The 21,337-nt window shown below is 71.1% G+C and carries 19 protein-coding genes and 1 tRNA gene; 12 read left to right on the top strand and 8 right to left on the bottom strand.

What is annotated here, in order from left to right; translation table 11 throughout:
• Positions 1–5: 5 nt before the first annotated feature.
• The 5 genes from BMY19_RS14190 to BMY19_RS14175 all read right to left on the bottom strand — a co-directional run bounded on the left by BMY19_RS14190 (position 6) and on the right by BMY19_RS14175 (position 3,683).
• A complete protein-coding gene (locus BMY19_RS14190; protein WP_100252089.1) occupies positions 6–1,289 on the bottom strand; it encodes an amidase in 1,284 nt (427 codons plus the stop codon).
• A gap of 61 nt (positions 1,290–1,350) precedes the next feature.
• On the bottom strand, positions 1,351–2,130 hold the full coding sequence (locus BMY19_RS14185) for an SDR family oxidoreductase (protein ID WP_056523289.1): 780 nt from the start codon (positions 2,128–2,130) through the stop codon (positions 1,351–1,353).
• 170 nt (positions 2,131–2,300) lie between these two features.
• Positions 2,301–2,438 carry a hypothetical protein gene (locus BMY19_RS30905; protein ID WP_020093244.1) on the bottom strand — a complete coding sequence of 46 codons (138 nt, stop codon included), beginning with the start codon at positions 2,436–2,438 and terminating at the stop codon, positions 2,301–2,303.
• A gap of 247 nt (positions 2,439–2,685) precedes the next feature.
• Positions 2,686–3,183, bottom strand: a complete 498-nt coding sequence (locus BMY19_RS14180) for a hypothetical protein (RefSeq protein ID WP_056523291.1) — start codon at positions 3,181–3,183, stop codon at positions 2,686–2,688.
• Complete coding sequence (locus BMY19_RS14175; protein WP_020093242.1) at positions 3,180–3,683, bottom strand: hypothetical protein; 504 nt, start codon at positions 3,681–3,683, stop codon at positions 3,180–3,182. The genes BMY19_RS14180 and BMY19_RS14175 overlap by 4 nt, the downstream gene beginning before the upstream one ends.
• Before the next feature lie 297 nt (positions 3,684–3,980).
• Here BMY19_RS14175 and BMY19_RS14170 point away from each other — a divergent pair, with 297 nt between their 5' ends.
• On the top strand, positions 3,981–4,310 hold the full coding sequence (locus BMY19_RS14170; protein WP_100252126.1) for a hypothetical protein: 330 nt from the start codon (positions 3,981–3,983) through the stop codon (positions 4,308–4,310).
• Positions 4,311–4,349: 39 nt separating this feature from the next.
• Complete coding sequence (locus BMY19_RS14165; RefSeq protein ID WP_100252088.1) at positions 4,350–4,568, top strand: hypothetical protein; 219 nt, start codon at positions 4,350–4,352, stop codon at positions 4,566–4,568.
• A gap of 217 nt (positions 4,569–4,785) precedes the next feature.
• On the opposite strand, the gene BMY19_RS14160 is transcribed toward BMY19_RS14165, so the two are convergent.
• A tRNA-Val gene (locus tag BMY19_RS14160) sits at positions 4,786–4,860 on the bottom strand.
• A 476-nt stretch (positions 4,861–5,336) separates the two neighbouring features.
• Between BMY19_RS14160 and BMY19_RS14155 the strand changes: the two genes are divergently transcribed.
• The 9 genes from BMY19_RS14155 (at position 5,337) to scpA (ending at position 17,620) form a co-directional block, all read left to right on the top strand.
• Positions 5,337–6,380 (top strand): hypothetical protein, encoded by a 1,044-nt coding sequence (locus BMY19_RS14155; RefSeq protein ID WP_020093239.1) that lies wholly within the window; start codon positions 5,337–5,339, stop codon positions 6,378–6,380.
• Positions 6,380–8,566: a glycosyltransferase family 2 protein gene (locus BMY19_RS14150; protein WP_100252087.1), complete on the top strand. Its 2,187-nt coding sequence runs from the start codon at positions 6,380–6,382 to the stop codon at positions 8,564–8,566. The genes BMY19_RS14155 and BMY19_RS14150 overlap by 1 nt, the downstream gene beginning before the upstream one ends.
• Positions 8,567–8,734: 168 nt before the next feature.
• On the top strand, positions 8,735–10,066 hold the full coding sequence (locus tag BMY19_RS14145) for an MFS transporter (protein ID WP_020093237.1): 1,332 nt from the start codon (positions 8,735–8,737) through the stop codon (positions 10,064–10,066).
• Positions 10,067–10,205: 139 nt separating this feature from the next.
• The gene (cyoA, locus tag BMY19_RS14140; RefSeq protein ID WP_042670818.1) at positions 10,206–11,438 is read left to right on the top strand and encodes a ubiquinol oxidase subunit II; all 1,233 of its coding nucleotides are present in this window, start codon (positions 10,206–10,208) and stop codon (positions 11,436–11,438) included.
• Between the two features lie 75 nt (positions 11,439–11,513).
• Positions 11,514–13,514, top strand: a complete 2,001-nt coding sequence (gene cyoB / locus BMY19_RS14135; RefSeq protein WP_100252086.1) for a cytochrome o ubiquinol oxidase subunit I — start codon at positions 11,514–11,516, stop codon at positions 13,512–13,514.
• A 4-nt stretch (positions 13,515–13,518) separates the two neighbouring features.
• A complete protein-coding gene (gene cyoC, locus BMY19_RS14130; protein ID WP_020093234.1) occupies positions 13,519–14,151 on the top strand; it encodes a cytochrome o ubiquinol oxidase subunit III in 633 nt (210 codons plus the stop codon).
• The gene (gene cyoD, locus BMY19_RS14125) at positions 14,148–14,543 is read left to right on the top strand and encodes a cytochrome o ubiquinol oxidase subunit IV (RefSeq protein ID WP_020093233.1); all 396 of its coding nucleotides are present in this window, start codon (positions 14,148–14,150) and stop codon (positions 14,541–14,543) included. Before cyoC ends, cyoD begins: the two co-directional genes overlap by 4 nt.
• Before the next feature lie 74 nt (positions 14,544–14,617).
• Positions 14,618–15,337, top strand: a complete 720-nt coding sequence (locus BMY19_RS14120; RefSeq protein ID WP_100252085.1) for an SURF1 family protein — start codon at positions 14,618–14,620, stop codon at positions 15,335–15,337.
• A 117-nt stretch (positions 15,338–15,454) separates the two neighbouring features.
• The gene (scpA, locus tag BMY19_RS14115; protein WP_056523306.1) at positions 15,455–17,620 is read left to right on the top strand and encodes a methylmalonyl-CoA mutase; all 2,166 of its coding nucleotides are present in this window, start codon (positions 15,455–15,457) and stop codon (positions 17,618–17,620) included.
• 55 nt (positions 17,621–17,675) lie between these two features.
• Here the strand turns inward: scpA and BMY19_RS14110 are convergent, their stop codons facing one another.
• Positions 17,676–18,788: an alpha/beta hydrolase gene (locus BMY19_RS14110; protein ID WP_100252084.1), complete on the bottom strand. Its 1,113-nt coding sequence runs from the start codon at positions 18,786–18,788 to the stop codon at positions 17,676–17,678.
• 217 nt (positions 18,789–19,005) lie between these two features.
• Here BMY19_RS14110 and BMY19_RS14105 point away from each other — a divergent pair, with 217 nt between their 5' ends.
• Positions 19,006–20,640, top strand: coding sequence for an alpha-D-glucose phosphate-specific phosphoglucomutase (locus BMY19_RS14105; RefSeq protein ID WP_091926352.1), 1,635 nt, complete (start codon positions 19,006–19,008; stop codon positions 20,638–20,640).
• Positions 20,641–20,768: 128 nt separating this feature from the next.
• Here BMY19_RS14105 and BMY19_RS14100 read toward each other — a convergent pair whose 3' ends face one another.
• Positions 20,769–21,248 (bottom strand): GNAT family N-acetyltransferase, encoded by a 480-nt coding sequence (locus BMY19_RS14100; RefSeq protein WP_020093228.1) that lies wholly within the window; start codon positions 21,246–21,248, stop codon positions 20,769–20,771.
• Positions 21,249–21,337: the final 89 nt, after the last annotated feature.

Below are 21,337 nucleotides of genomic sequence, written 5' to 3'. Positions count from 1 at the left end.
GGCGCTCACCCCGCCAGCGCGGCCTCGATCCCGGCCCCGATCGCCAGGAGCCGGCGGTCCTGTCCGTGCCGGGCCAGCAGCATCAGGCCCGCCGGCCGGGGCAGGCCCGGCATCGGCAGGGACAGGCCGGTGAGATCGAAGAAGTTGCCGAAGGCGGTGTTGCGCAGCATCAGGCGATTGGCCGCCAGGAAGGCCGCGTCGTCCGCCGCCACCGGGGCGGTGAGCGGCGCCGTCGCGGCGGTCGCCGGGAGCGCCAGCACGTCGAGCGGGGCGAGGTGCCGGTCGAAGGCGGCGATCAGCGCGGCCCGCCGGCGCATCGTCCGGATGTAGCCCGCGGCCGTCGCATTCCGGCCGGCCACGATGCGGCGATGCACCCGCGGGTCGTAGCGGCCGGCCGCGCTGTCCAGCCAGTCGGCGTGGATCGCCGCGGCCTCGATCGCCGCGAGGGAGCCGTCCGGGAGCGCCGCGTCCATGGCGGCGAGGTGGTCGTCGATCGGGTGATCGGCGATCCGGGCGCCGGCCCGGGACAGGCGGGACAGCACCCGCTCGAAGGCCTCGGCGACCGGCGCCTCCGTCTCGGTGAACAGCAGGCCCCGCGGCACGCCGATGCGCAGGCCGGCGACGGCGAGCGCCTCCAGCGGCGCGGGCTCCTCGCCCGCCATCACGGCGTCGGCGGCCGCGCAATCCGCGACCGTCCGGGCGAGCGGCCCCAGGGAATCGAGGGCGTAGGACAGCGGGAACGCCCCCTCCAGCGGCACGCGGCTCGCGGTCGGCTTGAAGCCGACGACGCCGTTCAGCGAGGCCGGGATCCGGACGGAGCCGCCCGTGTCGGACCCGATCGCGATGTCGCTCGTCCCCTGCCCCACCGAGACCCCGGCGCCGGAGGACGAGCCCCCCGGGATGCGCGCCGGATCGGCGGCGTTGCCGGGGGTGCCGTAATGCGGGTTGAGGCCGAGCCCCGAGAAGGCGAACTCGGACATGTTGGTCTTGCCCAGGATCACCGCGCCGGCGCGGCGCAGGCGGGCGACCACCGGGGCGTCGGACCGCGCCGGCGCCGCGTCGGCCAAGAGGACCGAGCCGGCGCGCGTCGTCTCGCCCGCCACGTCGAACAGGTCCTTGATCGAGACCATCGCGCCGTCGAGGGGGCCGAGGGAGATCCCGTCCCGGCGGCGCGCATCGGCGGCGTCCGCCGCCGCGCGGGCCTGCTCCGGGTAGAGGCGGGTGAAGACCGCCGGGTCCCCCGCGGCGATCCGGGCCAGCCGGGCCTCGAGGGTCTCGCGTACGCTCATGGTCCTCACCGCATGATCTGATCCGGCCCTGCAAGCGGAGGGCCGGTCGGGCCGGTCCGCGTCAGAACGTGCCGGGATAGGCGCCGCCATCCATCAGCAGGTTCTGCCCGGTGATGAAGCCCGCCTGCTGGCTGCACAGGAACGCGCAGGCGGCGCCGAACTCGTCGGGGTGGCCGAAGCGGCCGGCGGGGTTGTCGCGGGCCCGCGCCTCCAGGAACGCCTCCACGGAGGTGCCGGCCTTGGCGGCCCCCGCGACGGCGTTGCCGCGGATCCGGTCGGTGTCGAAGGGGCCGGGCAGCAGGTTGTTGATCGTCACGCCGTGCCGCACGGTCTTGCGCGCCAAGCCGGCCACGAAGCCCGTCAGCCCCGAGCGGGCGCCGTTCGACAGGCCGAGATGCTCGATCGGCGCCTTCACGGCGCCGGAGGTGATGTTGACGATCCGGCCGAACCCGCGGTCGATCATCCCGTCGACCGTCGCCTTGATGAGCGCGATCGGCGCCAGCATGTTGGCGTCGAGCGCCCGGATCCAGGCGTCGCGGTCCCACTCGCGGAAATCGCCGGGGGGCGGGCCGCCGGCATTGTTGACCAGGATGTCGGGCTCGGGGCAGGCGGCGAGCGCGGCGGCCCGGCCGGCCTCGGTGGCGATGTCGCCCGCGACGGCGGTGACGGTGACGCCCGTCGCGGCGCGGATCTCGTCCGCGGTCCGCTCCAGCGTCTCCGCGGTGCGGGCCGTGATCGTCACCGCGACGCCCTCCCGGGCGAGCGCCAGGGCGCAGCCCTTGCCCAGTCCCTTGCTCGCCGCGCAGACGAGCGCCCGGCGTCCGCTCAAGCCGAGATCCATGGGAAGCCTCCGTGAGCCGGCCCTCGCCGCGAGGGCGTCCGGCGCGTCATAGCGCGCCGGGTGCCGTCCCCGGAAGCGGCCCGGGACGGGGCGCGGGACCTCTCGGGGTCTCTCCGCCTCCGGAGGGCCGGTTCGGCGGGCGCCTCACGGCCGGAACCGGGATCCGGCGCTCACCACGTGCGCAGGTCGCGGGCGCCGGGCACGTCCGGACGCTCCTCCCGCTCCGGAGCGACGAAGCCCGCCCACAGCAGGGCCACCGCCCCGGTGAGGAGCGGAAGGGACGTGCTGAGGACGAGGCTGAGGGTCACGGCGATCCTGCCAGGCGGACGGTGTCGAGGCGACGAGATCAGAATTCCATATCCTGAGAATTGTTTTCGACGACTTAAGGCGAGTGCTCGTAATTGCGGGACCCCGGAGGAGATCTGCGCGGCCGGCCCGCGTCGCGGCGGCCATCGCGCGTCATGGTGGCGTCGGACGCTCGGCCGAGGCCGACGCATCGCGGGTCCGCGCGATCCCGGCCGGATGTCCGGGCGACCGGGGCCGGCGCGCGCCGGCTCAGGGCTGATCCGCCGCTCCGGACAGGGCGCCGAACTCGTTGACCATGCACTCGTGCATCCGGCGCAGCCACGCCCGCGCCTCGGCCCGCTGGGCCTCCGCCCGTTCGGCCCGCTCGTCCGACGCACGGGCCTGCGCCTCGGCCCGCTCGGCCCGGGCGAGCGCCGCCTGCAGGAGCGCCTCGGCGTGGCGGGCCCGCTCCTCGGCCGCGCGGAGCGCCGTCTCGGCCGCCCGCACGGAACTCTGAGCCTCCCGGACGGAGTCGCGGGCGCTCGCCTGCAGGGCGCGGACCCGCGCCGCGGCGCCGCGCACGGCGGTCAGGGAGGTCGACCAGTCGTCCTCGGCCGCCGGGGAGGCGGGCGCGGGGGATGCGGCCGCGGCGCCGGAGAACAGCGCCACGACCCGGTCGATCGGGTCGGCGTGGCCGTCGCGCGGCAGGGCCGGGTCGGACAGGGGATGGGGCGCCGTCGGCTCGGCCCACGCGCGGGCGGCGCTCATGCCGCGGCCTGCTCGGTGAGGTCCGAGAACTCGGACAGGATCGCCTGCTGGACACGGTCCAGCCAGTCCTCGGCCTGCCGGGCCCGATCCTCGGCGGCGCGGGCGCGGGCCTCCGCCGCCTTGGCGCGCTCCTCGGCGGCGACGACCTGCGCCTCGGCGCGCAGCTGGGCCTCGCGCGCCTGCATCTCGGCCATCCGGGCGCGCTCGTTGGAGGCGTGGACCTCCTCGCGGACCTGATCCAGCACCTGCTCGATCCGCGCCTCCCGCTCGCGCGCCTGGGCCTCGATCACGCGCGCTTGGCGGGCGGCGGTCTGCACCCGGTGGATCAGCGCGTCCCAGTCCCTCGGCGCGGCCGGCGGTGTCGGGGACTCGGCCCGCGCGTGCAGCGACGCGACGGCGCGCAGGACGTTGCCGAGGTCGGGTTCGGACGCGGCGCCGCGCTTGGCCTTGTCTGCGGGCCGGAACCGAGGATCGCTCAGAAGCCTCTGCAGCTCGCTCACGGATCCCCTGCTCCCTGTGTACGCGATTCTGACCCGACTAAGCTGTTTAGAATGGTTAACGAAGGATTAAACGACGGACGATCGGGTATTGGACAATTGATGACGGCGGCCGATCCGCGCGCGGCGGCCACGGCCGGGCGGGCCTCGCGCCGGGCCCCGGATCGCCGGATCGAAGCCGGCGGCAGGATTGCCGGCGCGCTCGCCGGATGTGCTGTTTGATACGGAATTCGCGCCCGGAATGACCGCGTATTCAGCTTATCGGTACGGGCTGAAATGGTTGTTCTGCAGGAGATCGCGATGGCCGGGAACCGCATGGAAGAGGCCTGGAGGCCGGCCTTCAAGACCGGACAGATCTTCTTCGGGCACCCGCAGGAATGCTGTGACTGCCTGATCTGGGAGCTCAGGACATCCGGCGCGCGGATCGAGGTCCAGCCGGAGGCGGTGCCACCGCAGGCCGTCCGGCTCGTCTCGATCGCCCTGCTGCTGAACCAGCCCTGCGAGGTCGTCGCGCGCGAGGGCCGGACGATCGAGCTGAGGTTCTCCCCCCGTCCGGAACCCGCGGGCGGTGCGCCCGACGCGACGCGGCCCGTGCTCGGCCGCACGCTGTTCCCGCCGCACCGGCCATAAGTCTCCCGCATCACCGCGAAGCACCCGAGGAGGTGCGTCATGACCGCTCCGCAAGTCATCGCAACGATCTTCTTCCTGGTCTCGGTCGGTTCGGCGACGACGTTGGCCCTCATGGCGGCGGCCTCGGCCGTGCTGGACACGGTCGCGAAGACCTGCGACCGCGCGCGGCCGGACGCGGGACGGGACCGCTCGCGCCGTGTCACGGAGGCCGCCTGTCGGCTGCGCCGCGCGGCCCTCGCCCGCGCCGCGATCCCGTAGGATCCCGGTCCCGCCGACGGGTCGGGCATCGGTTCTGCTCGAGCCTCGTCGTCTCGCCACGCGAGAGGAGGCACGAGCGACGCCGTCAGGGAGGAGCGGGCAGGCGCGATGCCGGAGGCCGCGACGGGTTCGGAGAACCCCTCTCGGTGGGCGATCCTGCCGTGACGTCAGTCTGGGGCGTTCAATCTGGAGACGGGCCGGGAGTCACGGCGTCGAATGGTGGAGACGACAGGGATCGAACCTGTGACCTTTCCCATGTCAAGGGAATGCACTACCGCTGTGCTACGTCTCCGTATCGACCGCGATCAGGTTCGACGAACCTGCAAGCCATCGAAATAGTCCAGACTGCTCAGTAACTTATGAGAGTGCCGACTACCGTGTCAAGGTAGTGCTCTCCCGCCGAGCTGCGCGTCCGGGCCGGCGCCGTTCGGGCTCCGGTGGGCGGGGCCTATAGCGGCTGCCCGGCGAGGGCGCAAGCGGAACCTGCGTGACCAGGCCGATCGATCGCGTCCCTCAATGGTCCGGCCGCGGCGCGCGCCGACCCGATCGCCCCGCGCCGCGCGCGGATAGCGCATTCTGCGTCAATGGCTTAGAGACGGGTAGAACGAGCCGGCGGGGGCAACCCGCCGGGATCCGTCTCCGGGCCGAACGCGCCATGGTGCACGCCGACGGGAAAATGCGCTATGGCCCTGCCGCTCGGCATCCGGCCGCGCCGCGACACATGGCGGACACTCGGCGCCGGCATGCCGCCGCCTCACGCTTCAGGACATGCGCTACTTCATCGACCACGATCAGGGCGACTCGATCCGCGGCTGGATCGTGCCGGACAATCCCCTCGCCATCAGCCGGGTCGTGGTCGCGGTCGACGGCCGACGCGTGGCCGAGGTCCCGGCCAGCGTCATCGACGAGGCGTTCAAGCGCAACGGCTGGCACGCCACCGGGCAATGCACCTTCGTGGTCAGCGAGGCCGAGGTGCCGGGCCTGTCCGAGATCCCGCGGCTCGAACTCTACGATGCCGACACCAACGTGCTGGTCTACCGCCGCATGCCGGTCGAGGGTCAGATCCGGCTGCGGACCATGCTGATCAACACCGGCATCGAGCCCGAGACCGTCCTCCAGACGGCGCTCTTCCCGTATTTCCAGCACTGCTACTTCGGCATCCACAAGCTGCCGGACGAGATCCTGAGCTGCGTCCTGGCCGGCCCGGCCGCCCCGTCGGCCTTCCTGTCGGGCGCCGTGACCATCCCGCGCTACGAGAACTTCATGACGCCGGACCTGATGGTCACGGCCATTCTGCTCCAGGAACCGCAGATCGAGATGGCGGCCCGGATGCGCTGGCTGAAGGCCCGGGCCGCGGATGCGGCCGATCCGGCGCGCAGCTGGCGCCTGGGGCCGCTGGCCGAGGCCGCCGCCTTCGCGGACGGGTACGACTTCTCCGACGTGAAGAGCCTCAAACGCTTCTTCCGGATGCTGCCCGAGCCCGCCTACCGGCTGCTCTACAACCCCCTGACCCGCCAGCTCGGGACCCGCATGCCGGACGACCGGCTGCATCCGGGCAACTCGATCGCGGCGATCGAGATTCTCGCCCGGGTCGGGATCGTCGGCCACAAGACCCGGTTCCCCGCCTTCGCGTCGACGCTGTTCGACCGCCTCGGGATCGGCGCGCCGATCCCGACGCTGCCGCCGGTGCCGGCCGAGACGCTGGCGCTGGCCGAGCGCCTGAAGAGCGTCAAGGCGGTCGAGGACATGATCGTGTTCGACGTGGCCATGTCGGATGCCGTGAAGGCCTCGGTCGACAAGAGCTGGAGTTGATGGTGCGTTCGACCGGGCCGGCGGTGCCCGAATTCCGCCTCCCGACGGCGCAGGTCACGGGGCTCTGGGGCAAGCGGCGCGCCCTCCCGGCGCGGGCGGGCTCCGACGGGTTGCGCGTCGCGCTGCCGGATCTCGCGGGCCGCTGGGTCGAGATCATCCTGTCCAACGACCCGGCCGAGGCCCGCGACACCCTCCCCGACATCAGCTTCGTCGGTCCCGACGGACGGGCGGGCACGCTGCTGCCGCAGGAGGCCCGGGGCGGCGGCGCCTTCGCGTGGATCGGCTGCCTGCCCGAGGACGTCGTCGAGCTGCGCGTCGCCGACCCGGCCGGGCGCGTCCCGGTCCGGCTGCGCCGGATCGCCGTGCGCCGCCTCGCCCGGCCGGTCCTGGCCGCCCGCGGGCTCCTGCGCGATCCCGGCCTGACCGTGCAGGCCTTCACTTGGCGGATCCTCGGCAAGAAGGTGCGCGCGCGGGGCTTCCTCGGCCGGGCGCTGCGCCACCGGCGCGTGAGCGGCTACGAGGCCTGGCTCGGGACCCACACCCTGCGCCGCGCGGAGCGGGACGGGATCGCCGCCGAGATCGCCGCCTGGACCGATCCGCCCCTGATCTCCGTGCTGATGCCGGTCCACGATCCGGACCCGAAGGTGCTGCGCGCGGCCCTGGCCTCGCTGCGCGCGCAGCTCTACCCCCACTGGGAACTGTGCGCCGTAAACGACGCCTCCACGCGCCCCGAGATCCCGCGGATCCTGAGCCGGGCGGCCGAGGCCGACCCGCGCATCCGCGTCCTCGCCCGGACGGAGAACGGCCACATCGCCCGGGCGACCAACGACGCGCTGGGCATGGCCCGGGGGGCGGTCTGCGCCTTCATGGACCACGACGACGCGCTCACCGAGGACGCCCTCTACGAGGTCGCCCGGGCGCTGCGCCGCGACCCGGGCCTCGTGCTGATCTACAGCGACGAGGACAAGATCGACGGGCGCGGCCGGCGGTTCGACCCGCACTTCAAGTCCTGCTTCGACCGCGAGCTCCTCTACGCCCAGAACTACATCAACCACCTCACGGTCGTGCGCACCGAGGCGCTGCGCGCCGTCGGCGGCCTGCGCCCCGGCTTCGAGGGCAGTCAGGACCACGACCTGCTGCTGCGGCTGACCGACGGGCTCGACCCCGCCCGCATCCGCCACATCCCGCGGGTGCTCTATCACTGGCGCGCCGCGCAGGGCTCCGGGACCTTCTCGGACCGGGCGCTCGCCCGGGCGGAGGCCGCGCGCCTGCGCGCCCTGGAGGAGGTCGTGGCGCCCTGGGGCGGCCGCGCGGAGCGCGGTCCCGGCGGCTTCAACCGCCTGGTCCGGCCGCTGCCGGCGTCGCCGCCGCGGGTCTCCGCGATCATCCCGACCCGCGACCGGGCCGAGATCCTGTCGGTGACCCTCGACGGGCTGCTCGGCGCGACCGACTACCCCGACATCGAGGTGATCATCGTCGACAACGACAGCCGCGAGCCCGAGACCGCCGCCCTGTTCGCCCGCTACCGGGACGATCCGCGGGTGCGCGTCGTGCCGGTGCCGGGGGCGTTCAATTTCTCGGATCTGTCGAATCGCGGCGCCGCCGCGGCCACCGGCGCGGTGCTCCTGTTCCTCAACAACGACATCGAGGTGCTCGAGCCCGGCTGGCTGGCCGAGCTGGTCCGCCACGCCGTGCGGCCGGAGATCGGGGCCGTCGGGGCCAAGCTCCTCTACCCGGACCACACGATCCAGCACGGCGGCATCGTCCTCGGGATCGGGGGCGTGGCCGGCCACAGCCATCTCGGCGTCGCGGACGCGGATCCGGGCTATTTCTGCCGCATGGTCATCGCCCACGAGGTCTCGGCGGTCACCGGCGCGTGCCTGGCCATGCGGGCGGACGTGTTCGCCGAGGTCGGCGGCTTCGACGCGCAGGCCCTGAAGGTCGCCTTCAACGACGTCGACCTCTGCCTGAAGATCCGCCGGTCCGGCTACCGGATCGTCTGGACCCCCTTCGCGAAATTGATTCATCACGAGTCGAAGAGCCGCGGGGCCGAGGACACGCCGGAGAAGCAGAAGCGCTTCGAGGGCGAGGTGCTGACCATGCTCGACCGCTGGGGCCCGGAGCTGCGTGCCGACCCCTATTACAACATCAACCTGTCACGGAATTCCGCCCATTACCGCGTGTGAGCGGTCCTCACCAGGTGGCGACACCGGTGGTCGCGACCGCGCGGTGCTATGCATGCGTCAGTGGGTAAACTTGCGTCCGGAGCCGGTTGCGGTACCTCTGGACATGCCGCAAGAGGCAGTTCCGGCCAAGGCGTCCCCACGGGCGCGCGGCGAGGGCGACAATCAGAGATGAGTGCGAACACCCCTACGGTCGCGGGCCTGGAGCGCGACGCCCAGCAGGCGATGGGAGACCACAAGGTCCACCCCAACGAGATCGCTATCGGCGTGGTGATCGGACGCGCGTCCGAATACTTCGACTTCTTCGTGTTCGGCATCGCCTGCGTGCTGGTCTTCCCGAAGGTGTATTTCCCCTTCGTCGACCCGTTGAAGGGCACCCTCTACGCCTTCTCGATCTTCGCCCTCGCCTTCATCGCCCGGCCGCTCGGCACCGTGCTGTTCATGGCGATCGACCGGCGCCACGGCCGCAGCGTCAAGCTGACCACGGCCCTGTTCCTGCTCGGCGGGTCGACGGCGGCGGTGAGCTTCCTGCCGCGCTACGACAGCATCGGCATCTCGGCGGTCTACATCCTGGCCGGCCTGCGGATCCTGCAGGGCCTCGCCCTCGGCGGCGCCTGGGACGGCCTCGCCTCGCTGCTCGCCATGAACGCCCCGCGGGAGCGCCGCGGCTGGTACGCGATGATCCCGCAGCTCGGCGCGCCTCTGGGCTTCATGGTGGCGAGCGCCCTGTTCGCGTTCTTCATCGTCAATCTCGACGAGGCCGATTTCATCGACTGGGGCTGGCGCTTCCCGTTCTACTGCGCCTTCACCATCAACGTGGTCGCGCTGTTCGCCCGGCTGCGCCTCGTCGCCACCGACGAGTTCGCCCGGATGATGGACCTCGACCGGCTGCGCCCGGTCCCGGCCCTGGAGCTGTTCCGCCACCACGCCGGCGACGTGGTCCGCGGCGCCTTCGTGCCGCTCGCCGCCTTCGCGCTGTTCCACCTCGTGACGATCTTCCCGATCGCGTGGCTCGCGCTGAACAGCACGACCCGCTCGCCGGGCGAGTTCCTGATCGTGCAGTTCTCCGGCGCGATCGTGTGCGCCGGCGCGGTGGCGGCCTCGGGGCTGATCGCCGACCAGATCGGCCGCCGCAACTGCCTGATCATGAGCAGCTCGCTGATCGGCTTCTTCGCCGTCGGCAGCATCATCGCGCCGCTCCTGTTCGGCGAGAGCGCCATCGGCCAGACCATCTACGTCACGATCGGCTTCATGCTGCTCGGCCTCGCCTACGGCCAGACCGCGGGAGCGGTGAGCGCCCGCCTCGGCAACCGCTACCGCTACACCGGCGCGGCGCTGACCTCCGACTTCGCGTGGCTGATCGGGGCCGGTTTCGCGCCCCTGGTGGCCCTGTTCCTGTCGCAGCGCTACGGCCTGGCGATGATCGGCGTCTACCTCCTCTCCGGCGCGGTCTGCAGCCTCGTGGCCCTGTTCACCGACCGGTCGGAACTGCGCCAGATGTGAGTCGGCGGCCGGCGGCGCAGGCCGCCCGGCCCGCCCGTGAGCTGACTGGAACGCCGCCTCGCGCGGCACGGCAGAAGCGCCGCGGCAGCGGCATGGCAGAAGTGCCGCGGCAGCGGCCTGGGATGACGAGACGCGTGCTGTGACATCCACGATCCATCGACCGGACAGGACCGACACCGCGACCCGCCGAGGCGGTCGCGCTCGGCGCCTCCTGCCGCTCCTCGCCCTGCCGCTCCTGACCCTGCTCGGCGGCTGCAACTTCGTGGTCCTGCACCCGGCTGGCTACGTCGCCGAGCAGCAGCGCAACCTCGTGCTGGCGGCGACCGGGCTGATGCTCCTGATCATCGTCCCGGTGATCGCCTTCACGCTGATCTTCGCGTGGCGCTACCGCGCCAGCAACCAGGACGCGGTCTACGATCCCGAATGGCACCACTCGACGCAGCTCGAGGTGCTGATCTGGACGGCGCCGCTGATGATCATCATCGCCCTGGGCGCCCTCACGTGGATCGGGACCCACACCCTCGATCCGTTCCGGCCGCTCAGCAAGATCGACCCGAAGCGCGACGTCCCGGCCGGGACGGTGCCGCTCGAGGTCGAGGCCGTGGCCATGGATTGGAAGTGGCTGTTCCTCTACCCGCAATACGGGATCGCCACGGTCAACGAGCTGGCCGCGCCGGTGGACCGGCCGATCCGGTTCAAGATCACCGCCACCGACGTGATGAACACGTTCTACGTGCCCACGCTGGCCGGCATGGTCTACGCGATGCCGGGCATGCAGACCCAGCTCCACGCGGTGATCAACCGCGAGGGCGCCTACGAGGGCCGCTCGGCGCATTACAGCGGCGCCGGCTTCTCCAACATGTTCTTCAAGTTCCACGGCCTGACCACCGACAAGTTCGACCAGTGGATCGCCAAGGCCAAGGCCGAGGGCGGCGAGCTGACCCAGGAGGCCTACCTGAAGCTGGAGGAGCCGAGCGAGGCCGAGCCGGCGCGGTTCTACAAGTCCTACATGAAGGGCCTGTACGACCGGATCATCGGCATGTGCCCCCGGCCCGACCAGATGTGCGTCGGCGAGATGGCGAAGATCGACGCGCAAGGCGGCGCCACCGGCGCGGAGGCCGCGGAGAACTACGCGCGTCTCCGGTACGACAACCGCCTCGCCGAGCGCGGCGTCGAGGGGCCGGGCGCGACGGCGCCGGCCTCCGGAACGGCGCCGCACGGCCAGACGCAGCCGCAGGGCATGCAGCCGCGACCCGACATGGGCAACCCGGACGTCCGGGGCCAGACGACGCCGCCCGACGCCACGGGCCAGGGCTCCGGCGGGGGTCGGAGCGGGGGCATCCAGATCGCCCCGAAGCAGCTGAACCAGTGAGGCCGCGCGTGCTGACAGCGGACTCCACACACACAACCGGCGGTCGCCGTCGAACCCACTGAACGGGCCGATCCCATGTTCGCAAACCTGGACCTACAGCAGCTGCTCGTCGGGCGATTCACGATCGAGCAGATCCCCTATCACGAGCCGATCCTGCAGGGGACGTTCGCCGGCGTGGCCGTCGTCGGCCTCACCGTGCTCGGCGTCATCACCTACTACCGCTTCTGGGGGCCGATGTGGCGTGACTGGATCACGTCGATCGACCACAAGAAGATCGGCATCATGTACTGCATCTTCGCGGGCATCATGCTGCTGCGCGGCTTCGCCGACGCGATCCTGATGCGCTCGCAGCAGGCGGTCGCGTTCGGCGACCAGCAGGGCTTCCTGCCGCCGCACCACTACGACCAGATCTTCACCGCCCACGGCATGATCATGATCTTCTTCGTGGCGATGCCGTTCGTCACGGGGCTCATGAACTTCGCCGTGCCGCTGCAGATCGGCGCCCGCGACGTCGCCTTCCCGTTCCTGAACAATTTCAGTTTCTGGATGACGGTCGCCGGCGGCATGCTGGTGATGGTCTCGCTGTTCGTCGGCGAGTTCTCCCGCGCCACCTGGCTGGCCTACCCGCCCCTCTCGGGGGCGGCGATGAGCCCCGGCGTCGGCGTCGACTACTACATCTGGGCCCTGCAGATCGCCGGCATCGGGACGCTGCTCTCAGGGATCAACCTGATCGCCACCATCGTGAAGATGCGGGCGCCCGGCATGACCATGATGAAGCTGCCGATCTTCGTCTGGTCGTCGCTGTGCACCAACATCCTGATCGTGGCCGCCTTCCCGATCCTCACGGCCGTTCTCGCGATGCTGTCGCTCGACCGCTACGTCGGCACGCACTTCTTCACGAACGACCTCGGCGGCAACGCCATGCTGTACTTCAACCTGATCTGGATCTGGGGTCACCCGGAGGTCTACATCCTGATCCTGCCGGCCTTCGGCGTGTTCTCGGAGATCACCTCGACCTTCTGCGGCAAACGCCTGTTCGGCTACACCTCGATGGTCTACGCGCTGGTGGTGATCACCATCCTCGCCTACCTCGTGTGGCTGCACCACTTCTTCACGATGGGCTCGGGCGCGGACGTGAACTCGTTCTTCGGGATCACGACCATGATCATCTCGATCCCGACGGGCGCGAAGATCTTCAACTGGATGTTCACGATGTACCGCGGCCGGATCCGGTTCGAGGTGCCGATGCTGTGGGTGGTGGCGTTCATCGTCACCTTCGTGATCGGCGGCATGACCGGCGTCCTGCTCGCTGTGCCCCCGGCGGACTTCGTCCTGCACAACTCGCTGTTCCTGATCGCGCACTTCCACAACGTGATCATCGGCGGCGTGCTGTTCGGCATGTTCGCCGGCGTGACCTTCTGGTTCCCCAAGGCCTTCGGCTTCAAGCTCGACGAGTTCTGGGGGAAGATGGCCCTCGTGTTCTGGGTGACCGGGTTCTACGTCGCCTTCATGCCGCTCTACGTGCTCGGCCTGATGGGCGTGACCCGGCGCATGCAGCACTTCGACGACCCGTCGCTGCAGATCTGGTTCGTGATCGCGGCCATCGGCGCGGCGCTCATCGCCTGCGGCATCGCCTCGCAGATCATCATGTTCGTGGTCTCGATCCGGAACCGCGACAAGCTGCGCGACCTCAGCGGCGACCCGTGGGGCGGCCGGACGCTGGAATGGTCCACCTCCTCGCCGCCGCCGGACTACAACTTCGCCTTCACGCCGGTGGTCCACGATTCCGACGCGTGGTGGGACATGAAGAACCGCGGCTTCGACCGCCCGCTCAAGGGCTACCGGCCGATCCACATGCCCAAGAACACCGCGGCCGGCGCGATCCTGGCGGCGCTGAACTTCACCTTCGGCATCGCCATGGTCTGGTACGTCTGGTGGCTGGCGATCCTCAGCTTCGTGGCGATCTTCGTCGTGGCGATTGCCCACACCTTTAATTACAATCGCGACTACTACATTCCCGCCGACGTCGTCAGTCGGACGGAAGGTCAGCGGACGCGCGAACTGGAGATGGCGTGATCCGATGATGCACGCGGAGACTGCACCCCCCGGCGCCGCGGCGCCGGTCTTCTACCAGACCGACGAGGAGGGCCATCATTCCGAGGGCTCGACCATGCTCGGGTTCTGGCTCTACCTGATGAGCGACTGCCTCATCTTCGCGACCCTGTTCGCGACCTACGGGGTGCTCGGGCGCAGCTACGCGGCCGGCCCCACCCCGAAGGAGCTGTTCGACCTGCCGGGCATCGCGGTGAACACCGCCATGCTGCTGTTCTCGTCCATCACCTACGGCTTCGCCATGCTGGAGATGGACCGGGACCGGGTGAAGCAGACGCAGATCTGGCTCGCCATCACCGGCCTGTTCGGCGTCGCCTTCGTGGCCCTGGAGATCCGGGAGTTCGTCCACCTGTTCCACGAGGGCGCGCCGCCCTGGCGCAGCGCGTTCCTGTCCTCGTTCTACACCCTGGTCGGGACGCACGGCCTGCACGTCTCGATGGGCATCCTGTGGCTCGTCGTGCTGATGGTGCAGGTCAGCAAGCGCGGCCTGATCGTCGAGAACAAGCGCCGGCTGATGTGCCTGTCGATGTTCTGGCACTTCCTCGACCTGATCTGGATCGGCGTCTTCACCGTCGTCTACCTGATGGGAGTGCTCGAATGAGCGCCGACGTTCACAACGCCGCCGCCGGGCACGGCCACCACGACGCCCACAGCGAGGGCGGGCACGGCACCTTCCAGAGCTACATGACGGGCTTCGTCCTGTCGGTGATCCTGACGGTGATCCCGTTCTGGCTGGTGATGGGCAACGTGCTCGACAACAGCCTCGTCACCACCCTGGTGATCCTGGCGCTCGGCGGCGTCCAGATGGTCGTGCACGTCATCTACTTCCTGCACATGAGCACGAAGTCGGAGGGCGGCTGGACCTTCATGGCGCTGATCTTCACCATCACGCTGGTGGTGATCATGCTCGCCGGCTCGGTGTGGGTCATGTACCACCTCAACCACAACATGATGCCGATGGATGCCCACGACGTCATGAAGAACGCCCGCTGAGCGCGCGTTCGGTTTCGAGACCCGCGGGGTCGGGAGGGGGGTCCGATCCGGGCCCCTCCCCGGCCCCGCTCTCGTTGCTGCGGCGCGCCGTGTTCGGCGCCGGCGCGGGCCTCGTCTTCCTGGTGCTGCTGGGGCTCGGGACCTGGCAGGTGGAGCGGCGGGCCTGGAAGCTCGACCTGATCGCCCGGGTCGATGCCCGGGTCCACGCGCCGCCCGTACCGGCGCCCGGCGCCGCCGCGTGGCCGCGCGTCGGCTCCGACGACGCCTACCGGCATGTCCGGCTCTCCGGCACCTTCCTGCACGATCGCGAGACCCTGGTTCAGGCCGTCACCGAGATGGGCGGCGGCTTCTGGGTGCTGACGCCCCTGCGGCGGCCGGACGGGACCGTCGTGCTGGTCAATCGCGGCTTCGTGCCCGGCGACCGGCGGGACCCGGCGACCCGGGCGGCCGGGCAGGTCGCGGGCGAGACCACGGTGACCGGCCTCCTGCGGCTGACCGAGCCCGGGGGGGCGTTCCTGCGCTCCAACGATCCGAAGGACGGCCGCTGGTATTCCCGCGACGTGGCGGCGATCGCCGCCGCCCGGGACCTGACCGAGGTCGCCCCCTACTTCGTGGACGCGGACGCGACACCCAATCCGGGCGGCCTGCCGGTGGGCGGCCTGACGGTGATCGCCTTCCCCAACAACCACCTCGTCTACGCGATCACGTGGTACGGGATGGCGCTGATGCTCGCCGGCGCCGTGATCTACCTGCTGCGGCGCGGCCCGGGGGACCGGGACGCCGAGACGCGCTGAGGCCTGCTGGGGCGCCGGCGCCGCGCGGCCTCCGCGCGAGGCTTGACCGATAGGGGAGTAGCCCGCTCCGAGCGGGTCCCTATAATGGCGTGACAAACGCCACAACGAGTCAACGCCATGACCTCCCGCATCCCGAACTTCGCCGAAGTCCCGTTCTCAGGCGAATCGCTCGCGGTGTCGGCCCCGGCGCTCGGCGAGCCCTGGATGACGCCGGAGGGCATCCCGGTGAAGGGCCGCTACGGGCCGGAGGACCGGGAGGGCATCGAGTTCCTCGACACCTATCCGGGGATCGCGCCGTTCCTGCGCGGCCCCTACCCGACCATGTACGTCACCCAGCCCTGGACGATCCGGCAATATGCCGGCTTCTCCACGGCCGAGGATTCGAACGCCTTCTACCGCCGCAACCTCGCGGCCGGGCAGAAGGGCCTGTCGGTGGCCTTCGACCTCGCCACCCACCGCGGCTACGATTCCGACCATCCCCGCGTCTCGGGCGATGTCGGCATGGCGGGCGTGGCGATCGACTCGATCTACGACATGCGCACGCTGTTCTCCGGCATCCCGCTGGACGAGATGACCGTGTCGATGACGATGAACGGCGCCGTGCTGCCGATCCTCGCCCTCTACATCGTGGCCGCCGAGGAGCAGGGCGTGCCGCCGCAGAAGCTCGCGGGCACGATCCAGAACGACATCCTCAAGGAGTTCATGGTCCGCAACACCTACATCTATCCCCCCAAGGGATCGATGCGGATCATCTCGGATATCTTCGCCTACACGTCGAAGAACATGCCGAAGTTCAACTCGATCTCGATCTCCGGCTACCACATGCAGGAGGCCGGCGCCACGAACGACCTGGAGCTCGCCTACACGCTCGCCGACGGCGTCGAGTACATCAAGGCCGGGCTGGCGGCCGGGCTGACCATCGACCAGTTCGCCCCGCGCCTGTCGTTCTTCTGGGCGATCTCGACCAACTTCTTCATGGAGGTCGCCAAGATGCGGGCCGCGCGCCTGATCTGGGCGAAGCTCGTGAAGGGGTTCGATCCGAAATCGGAGAAGTCGCTCGCCCTGCGCACCCACTCGCAGACGTCGGGCTGGTCGCTCACCGCCCAGGACGTGTTCAACAACGTCACCCGCACCAACATCGAGGCGATGGCGGCGACGCAGGGCGGCACGCAGTCGCTCCACACCAACGCGCTGGACGAGGCGCTGGCGCTGCCGACCGACTTCTCGGCCCGGATCGCCCGCAACACCCAGCTGTTCCTCCAGCAGGAGAGCGGCACCACCCGGATCGTCGATCCCTGGGGCGGCTCCTACTATGTGGAGAAGCTCACCGCCGACATGGTGGCGCGCGCCTGGGAGCACATCCGCGAGGTCGATGGGCTCGGTGGCATGGCCAAGGCGATCGAGGCCGGCATCCCGAAGCTGCGCATCGAGGAGGCCGCGGCCCGGGCCCAGGCCCGGATCGATTCCGGCCGCCAGACCATCGTGGGCGTGAACAAGTTCCGGGCCGACGACGAGATGGCGATCGAGCTGCTGCGGGTGGACAACGGCAACGTCCGCCGGCTCCAGATCGACAAGCTCAAGCGCCTGCGCGCCGAGCGCGACGAGGCGACGGTCGCGGACCGGCTCGACGCGCTCACGAAAGCCGCCGACGGCACCGGCAACCTGCTCGAACTCGCCGTCGACGCGGCCCGCGCCAAGGCGACGGTGGGTGAGATTTCCGAGGCCCTGGAGAAGGCCTGGGGCCGGCACCGCGCCGAGATCCGCTCGATCTCCGGCGTCTACAAGCGCGAGGTGGGGGGCATGTCGCCTGTGGTCGAGGAAGTCCGGGCGCTGGTCGAGGCGTTCGAGGAGAACGACGGCCGCCGGCCGCGCATCCTGGTCGCCAAGATGGGCCAGGACGGTCACGACCGCGGCCAGAAGGTGATCGCCTCGGCCTTCGCGGATCTCGGCTTCGACGTGGATATCGGGCCGCTCTTCGCTACGCCGGCCGAGGCCGCCCGGCAGGCGGTGGAGAACGACGTCCACATCGTCGGCGTCTCGTCGCTGGCGGCCGGCCACCTGACGCTGGTGCCGGAGCTGAAGGCGGCGCTCACCGAGCAGGGCCGCGACGACGTGATGATCGCCATCGGCGGCGTCATCCCGCCGGGCGACTACGAGGCGCTGACGGCGGCCGGCGCGGCGGCGATCTTCCCGCCCGGCACGGTGATCGCCGAGGCGGCCGCCAAGCTGATCCGCGCGCTGAACGAGCGGCTGGGCTACGCGGCCCGGCAGGCGGCGGAGTAGGGCGAGCCTCCCGCGGCGGCCGGGCTGGCCGCCGCGGACCTTGTGCCGAGGCGCCTCAGTTCAGCGCCTGCGGGTCCGCCTCCGTGAGGAACGCCCCGACGGCGTGGAGGAACTGCATGCGGTTCTTCTCCATCATCACCGTGTGGGTGCCCTCCCCAAGCTCGACGAAGCGCTTGTACGGGGCGTGGGTGAGCTTGGTGAAGTATTCCTGCGCCTGGTAGCTCGGCAGGTCGGCGTCCCACTCGGCGTGGATGATCAGCACCGGCACGCGGATCTCGCCCGGGTCGTAGAGCGGCTTGCCGGCCGCCCAGTAGGCGTCCTTGTCGGCGACCGTGCCGTTCGGCGCGCGCAGGACCGGCGGCGACCGCTTCGCGCCGGCCGCGTCGGTCGCGAAGGTCGCGTCGGCCCACTGGTCGAACCAGCCCGCCGGGATCAGGTCGGCCTTCTTGTCCTCGGGCACCCCGGTCAGCCAGCGGGCCCGGGCGCTGTCCCGGCTGACGGTGCGGTAGGCCCCGACCTTGCCACCGCCGCCGATCAGGCCCGGCGTGCGCGCGAGCCATTGCGGCGCGTAGAGGACGAGGCGGTTGACGCTGTCGTTGTGGGTGCTGGTGTAGAGCCCCATGGTGGAGGTCCCCCAGGACCAACCCATCAGGTCGATCTTCTCGACGCCGTGCCGCTTCTTGATGAAGTCGACGACCTGCCCCACCACCTTGGCGGCGTCGGGCGTGCGCATCAGCGGCGGGTTGTCGTCCGGCGGCGCGTCCATGGCGGCCGGGCGCCCCGACAGGCCGTACCCCGGCAGGTCCACGCAGTAGACGTCGAAGCCGAGGCCCGCGAGGTAGTCCATGGCCGACATCCCGCCGAGCGGCAGGTCGAAGGCCGTGGAGGACGGGTAGGTCGAGCCGTGCACGTAGAGCAGGATCCGGTCGCCCGGGAACGTGTCGGTGCCGGCCGGGCGCTTGTTGCGCACGTAGATGTCGACGCCCGGCTCGCTCCAGGGCAGGCGGAACTCTTCCGTGGCCAGCCGGGCCGCGGGAGCCGCGACGGCAGGGGCCGCCGCGGCCGCGACCGCCGCCCCGGCGGCGAGCGCCCCGACCAGCTCGCGCCGGGCCAGGCCCCGGCCCGGTCGTGCCCCGTTCGGATCTGTCCGCATCGGTCTGTCCGCCATGGTTTCCTCCGGTCCGCCTTGTCCGGCGGCTCGGGCGATTGAACCGGCGGGTGCCGGCGGGCGCAACGCTCCGGGGCGGCCGGCGGCGGACAGGCGGCGGGTTCCGTCGCCCGATCCGGCGAAACCGCGTGATAAAAGCCCGCCCCTGTCGCCGGGGCTGGTGACGCCGCGCCTCCGGGCGGGCATTGAGGCGCAGGATCCCGGGAGACGCCCGCTTATGACGACTCCGACCACTGTCGCCACTACGCCCTTCCCCGACCAGAAGCCGGGCACCTCCGGCCTGCGCAAGAAGGTGCCGGTGTTCCGGCAGCCGAACTACGTCGAGAACTTCGTCCAGGCGATCTTCGACACCCTGCCCGACAGGGCGGGCGCCACCCTGGTGCTCGGCGGTGACGGCCGGTTCCTCAACCGCGAGGTGGTGCAGAAGACGCTGCGGCTGGCCGCCGGAAACGGCTTCGGCCGGGTCCTGGTCGGGCAGGGCGGCCTGCTCTCGACGCCGGCCGCCTCCTGCGTGATCCGGAAGGCCAAGGCGCTCGGCGGCATCGTCCTCTCGGCGAGCCACAACCCAGGCGGCCCGGAGGGCGATTTCGGCATCAAGTTCAACGCCGCCAACGGCGGCCCGGCGCCGGAAACCGTCACCGACGCGATCTTCGCGCGGGCCAAGGCGCTGACCGAGTACCGCGTCGTCGAGGCCCCGGACCTCGACCTCGACACGCTCGGCGACACCCGCCTCGGCGCCATGACGGTCACGGTGATCGACCCGGTGGCCGACTACGCCGAGCTGATGCGCACGCTGATCGACTTCGACGCGGTGTCGCGGCTGTTCGCCTCCGGCTTCCGCATGCGCTTCGACGCCATGAGCGCGGTGACGGGGCCGTACGCGACGGCGATCCTCGAAGGGATGCTCGGCGCCCCCGCCGGCACGGTGGTCAACGCCGTGCCGAAGGAGGATTTCGGCGGCCACCACCCGGACCCGAACCCGGTCCACTGCCACGACCTGTTCGACCTGATGCAGGGCCCGGCCGCGCCGGATTTCGGCGCGGCCTCGGACGGCGACGGCGACCGCAACATGATCGTGGCGCCGGGCCTGTTCGTGACGCCGAGCGACAGCCTCGCCCTGCTCGCCGCCCACGCCCACCGGGCGCCGGGCTACGCCGGCGGGCTCGCCGGTGTCGCGCGGTCCATGCCCACGAGCCGCGCCGCCGACCGGGTCGCCGCCGCCCTCGGCATCGAGGCCTACGAGACACCCACCGGCTGGAAGTTCTTCGGAAACCTGCTGGATGCGGGCCTCATCACCCTGTGCGGCGAGGAGAGCGCCGGCACCGGCTCGAACCACGTGCGCGAGAAGGACGGGCTCTGGGCGGTGCTGCTCTGGCTCAACATCCTGGCCGCCACCGGCGAGCGCGCCGACGCGCTGGTGCGGGCGCATTGGCGCGCCTACGGGCGCGACTACTACGCCCGCCACGATTACGAGGAGGTCGATTCCGACGCCGCCAACGGCCTGATGGACGCGCTCCGCGAGAAGCTCGCCGGGCTGCCGGGCACGCGGATCGGCGACCTCACGGTGTCGACGGCCGACGAGTTCGCCTACCGCGACCCGGTCGACGGCTCGCTCACCGAGCGCCAGGGCATCCGGATCGGCTTCGCCGAGGACGCGCGGGCGGTGTTCCGGCTCTCGGGCACCGGCACCGCCGGGGCGACGCTGCGGGTCTACCTGGAGCGCTACGAGAACGCGCCGGACCGGCTCGACTTGGCCGTGGCCGAGGTGCTGGCCCCGGTGGCCGCCGCAGCCCGCGCGATCGCCGAGATCGCGCCGCGCACCGGAAGGCCTGAGCCGAGCGTGGTGACCTGAGGGGAGCCGGCAGACGTCCCGTCTCTGCGTGGGGAGCGAAGCGACCCAGAGGCGCCATGCTCGACGGCGGCGCGACTCCGGGTCGCTTCGCTGCGCGCGCGATGGCGGCAGGGCCGGCGCCGATTTCCTCAAACCAGGTCCTTCACCATGTGCACGGTGACGTCGTCGTCGCGGGTCCGACCCGGTCCGTCGTAGAGCTCCTCCCGCTCCACCCGGTAGCCGAGTGCCCCGTAGAGGCGCAGGTTCGCCGTGTACTTCTTGTTGGTGTAGAGGCGCAGTCGCGTCAGCCCGGCCTCGCCCGCGACCGCGTCGGCGCGTCCCATCAGCCGGCTGCCGAAGCCCCGGCCCTGGAAGGCCGGATGCACCGCGACGTTGACGACCAGAAGGTGATCGGCCTCGGTCCGCGTCTCGATCAGGCCGGCGAGATCCGGGCCGGCCACCAGCAGGTCGAAGCGGTGGTCCCGCAGAGCCTGCGCGTAGTCCGCCCGCATGGGGATCGGCAGGCGGCCGATCACCGGGATCCACTTCGTGTAGGCCGCCTCCACCAGCGCCCGGATCGCGTCCGCGTCCGCGGGCGCACCGCGCCGGAGCGCGACTGACTCGTTCATCTGACCTCTCCCGGTTGACCGCGGCGCGTCCGTCCCCTAAAGACCCGCCCGTCGATGGGGCTCCGCACGGGGCCCCGTCGCGTTTTCAC

Source organism: Methylobacterium sp. UNC300MFChir4.1, from assembly GCF_900110155.1.
Taxonomy (GTDB): domain Bacteria; phylum Pseudomonadota; class Alphaproteobacteria; order Rhizobiales; family Beijerinckiaceae; genus Methylobacterium.
This window is presented reverse-complemented; position numbering and strand designations above follow the sequence as displayed.